Genomic DNA, 4,001 nt, shown 5'->3' with positions numbered 1-4,001 from the left:
ATTTGTTTTTCCATTTTAATTCCCCCTAAAAAAGTTAATTCTAAAAATAATTGAATTAATTGTGGTTTTTGGAAACAATAAATTGACGACAAGTTTAATCGCCGATTTATACTATCTATATTATATCGTTTATTTCATTATGTCAAACTTCTTTTAACTTTGAATTACTCCTAAAAGTAAATGTTTGACAAAGAAATAAAACATTTCTAAGATTAATTAAAAATAATCTCATTTATGAAGAAGGTGTTTTAATGCAGTATAGCGTTGGGGTTGAGTATGCACTTCATTGCCTTGTTTATTTAATTGACACTCCTGAGGATTCTCCGATTGGAATAAAGGATTTATCTTTCTTTCAAGGTGTTTCAGATACATATCTTTCAAAGATTTTTAGTAAGCTTTCTAAGGCCGGTATAGTCAGTTCAGTTCCAGGAGTTAAAGGTGGATTTAAACTAGCTAAATCTCCAGAAGAAATTTCTTTTTGGGATGTAATTGAAGCAATTGAAGGTTCTAAGCCTATATTTCAATGTAAAAATATTAAAGATAACGGCTATCTTATTAGAGAAAAAGGTTGTACTCCAAGTGCCACCTGCACGATCAATTTAGTCATGCTCTCTGCCGAAGAAAAAATGCATGAGTATTTACGTAGTAAAACACTGTCATGGTTAAACAAAGAATTAGAAAGTGTTTTGCCTAACGAAATACGTGAAGATACTCGAAAATATTTTTCAAAAAGTAGATAAAAACCTCTCTAATTTCCTAAAAAAGGAAGTAAGAGAGGTTTTTCTTTGTTCAACCACATCAGATAACTCATATGTAACCGAGCGATTTTAGCACATTTTACTCCGCATTCACCCATTTTCTCCTATTGCATAGGCTAATTGTATATTTTCGATTAGGAGGGATTAAATGAAAATCAAATGGCTCCTTATTTTGTTTTTATTCGTTGCTTCTATTTTAGGTGCATGTTCGAAAGATAAACCTAAAGATGGTACCACAAAGGTTAGAGTTGCAGAAGTGACACATTCATTATTTTATGCACCTCAATATGTGGCAATTAGTGAAGGAATCTTCAAAAAGCATGGATTGGATGTTGAAATAACAACTACTGCTGGTGGAGATAAAACGATGACTGCTGTATTGTCAAACGGTGCAGATATAGGATTAGTTGGGCCGGAAACAACTATATATGTATACGCTCAAGGTGCAAATGACCCAGTAAAAAGCTTTGCCCAATTGACTCAAACTGATGGAACATTTCTAGTAGCTAGAAATCAAACTGTACCATTTAATTGGGATCAACTAAGAGACAAAACATTTTTAGGTCAAAGAAAAGGTGGAATGCCACAAATGGTTGGCGAATACGTCCTAAGTAAACATGGGATTGATCCACATAAAGATTTGAACCTTATTCAGAATATTGACTTCGCAAATATTGCGAATGCATATGCTTCAGGTACTGGAGAGTATGTTCAATTGTTTGAACCTACAGCAAGTCTTATGGAAAAAGAAGGAAGAGGTAAAATTGTTGCTTCATTCGGCTTGGAGTCTGGAAAAGTTCCTTACACTGCTTTTATAGCAAAAGAAAGTTATTTGAAGAAGAATGCGAAAACAGCTCAAAAGTTTACAGATGCAATTTATGAAGCTGAACAATGGGTTGATACTCATTCTGCAGAAGAGATTGCAAAAAGTGTTGCACCATTCTTTAAAGATACGCCTTTAGACATTTCAATAAAAGTTATTGATCGTTATAAGTCTCAAAATTCTTATTCAACAAATCCAATATTAGAAGAAGATGAGTGGAATAATCTTCAAAAGATTATGAAGAACTCTGGTGTTTTACCAAAAGAAGTTCCACACTCAGTTTTAGTTGATACAAAATTTGCCGAAAAATCTACGGAGAAGTAGTTGGTTAACAAAATGAGTTATTTAACAGTTAATGATATTTCTCATGTATTTTTATCGAAGGAAAAGGCAATTAAAATATTGGATGGCTTAACGTTTGAAGTTGAAAAAGGTGAATTTGTATCAGTATTAGGTCCAAGTGGCTGTGGAAAAAGCACACTTTTATCGATCATTTCTTCATTGCTTACACCATATGACGGTTCAGTAAAGTTTAAAGGGAAGCCTTATGATATAAAATCGGGAGAAATTGGTTACATGCTTCAGCATGACTATTTATCCCCTTGGAAAACAATTAAAGAAAATATCTTTCTAGGTCTTCAGATTCTAGATAAGGATTCCGAAGAAAATAAAAATCGAACGCTAGAATTGCTTAATGAAGTTGGATTAAAGGATTATGAAAATGCGTATCCAAGAGAATTATCCGGTGGGATGAGACAACGCGTTGCATTAGTGAGAACTCTTTCTACAAGCCCTTCAATTGTATTATTAGATGAACCATTTTCCGCTCTAGACTATCAAAATAAAGTAAAGCTTGAAGAATTAGTTTTCAATTTATTTAAGAAGTTAAATACTACTGCTATCTTAGTAACACATGATATTGAAGAAGCGGTAGCTATGTGTGATCGGGTTATTACGCTAACAAATGCTCCTACAAAAATATCAAAAATTTTTAATTTACCAGAAGAATTACGTATTCGCTCTCCTTTTGAAACACGACACCAATCACTCTTTTCTTCTTATGTTTCTGCGATTTGGAAGGAGTTGGAGAAACGTGGATAAAGTAAATGACGAACTAAACTCCTATCACGCTAATATCGTCAAAAAAAATCGCCGTAAAAAGCTACTCATATTTTTCTTCCAACTATTAATTATTATTATCTTTTTTATAGCTTGGGAGCTTTTAAGTCATCGAAAAATAATTGATCCATTATTGTTTAGTTCGCCTACAAAAATTTATGATTTACTCAGTGCAAAGTTGGGAGATGGCTCCATCTATCATGATGCTATGACTACAATCACTGAAACACTCGTTGGATTTATTTTAGGAACAATTATCGGGGTCATTCTAGCAATCATTCTTTGGTGGTATCCATTTGCCTCAAAGGTACTTGATCCATTTTTAGTAGTTTTTAATGCCATGCCAAAAGTCGCGCTTGGACCAATCATCATTGTAATTTTTGGCCCCTCATATTCGTCTATAATTGCCATGGGGATCATAATAAGCTTTGTCATAACAGCGCTGGTTATTTATCAAGCCTTCTTACAGGTAGATGAAAATTATGTAAAAGTCATTAAAAGTTTTGGAGCTACAAAAACTCAAATCTTTATAAATGTCATCTTTCCTGCTAGTATACCTACCGTCATTTCAACATTAAAAGTAAATGTCGGATTAGCTTGGGTAGGAGTGATTGTTGGAGAGTTCTTAGTTTCAAAAAACGGACTTGGCTATTTAATCGTTTATGGCTTCCAAGTATTTAATTTCACTCTTGTTCTAATGAGTGTATTAATCATAAGTGTATGTGCTGCTTTGATGTATATTATTGTTGAATATATTGAGAGAAAAACTATTAAGAAATAATTTGGAGTCATATGAGTTAAAGTATAGGAAAAGTTTAATGTAACAAAGCTCACTTAATATGGTGAGCTTTTTTCATGCCGTTCAAATACGTAAAGAAGCCCCGTAAGGTCGATTTCAACTAAATGATGCTAGCTTTCTATGTGTCCTTACTACCAACCTGTTATGAGTATGTTATTTTCATTTTTTTACTGTTTTACTTCCTCATGACTCCTTTATGAGGAACCTTTTTTCTCTTTTTCGCTGTTTTACTTCTTCATGAACCTCTCATAAGGAACTATTTTTCTCTTTTTGGCTGTTTTACTTCCTCATGAACCTTTCATGAGGAACTATTTTTCTTTTTTTCGCTGTTTTACTTCTTCATGTACCTCTCATAAGGAACTATTTTTCTCTTTTTGGCTGGTTTATTTCCTCATGAACCTCTCATGAGGAACTATTTTTCTTTTTTTCCCTGTTTTACTTCCTCATGAACCTCCCATGAGGAACTATTTTTCTCTTTTTCCCTGTTTTACTTCCTCATGAA

4 protein-coding genes are annotated in these 4,001 nt (G+C 33.2%); all 4 read left to right on the top strand.

Translation table 11 applies throughout. From position 1 onward, the window contains the following. Window positions 1-251: 251 nt before the first annotated feature. The 4 genes from CN514_RS18705 (at window position 252) to CN514_RS18690 (ending at window position 3,481) form a co-directional block, all read left to right on the top strand. A complete protein-coding gene (locus CN514_RS18705) occupies window positions 252-740 on the top strand; it encodes an RrF2 family transcriptional regulator (RefSeq protein ID WP_098233902.1) in 489 nt (162 codons plus the stop codon). 166 nt (window positions 741-906) lie between these two features. After that, a complete protein-coding gene (locus CN514_RS18700) occupies window positions 907-1,905 on the top strand; it encodes an ABC transporter substrate-binding protein (protein WP_098233901.1) in 999 nt (332 codons plus the stop codon). A 12-nt stretch (window positions 1,906-1,917) separates the two neighbouring features. Beyond that, window positions 1,918-2,682, top strand: coding sequence for an ABC transporter ATP-binding protein (locus CN514_RS18695; protein ID WP_098233903.1), 765 nt, complete (start codon window positions 1,918-1,920; stop codon window positions 2,680-2,682). After that, window positions 2,675-3,481 (top strand): ABC transporter permease, encoded by an 807-nt coding sequence (locus CN514_RS18690; RefSeq protein ID WP_286141751.1) that lies wholly within the window; start codon window positions 2,675-2,677, stop codon window positions 3,479-3,481. Before CN514_RS18695 ends, CN514_RS18690 begins: the two co-directional genes overlap by 8 nt. The last annotated feature ends 520 nt before the right edge of the window (window positions 3,482-4,001 follow it).

The organism is Bacillus sp. AFS001701, from assembly GCF_002559405.1.
Lineage (GTDB): Bacteria > Bacillota > Bacilli > Bacillales > Bacillaceae_G > Gottfriedia.
The sequence above is the reverse complement of the archived record's forward strand: the minus strand, read 5'-3'. Positions and strand labels throughout refer to the sequence as shown.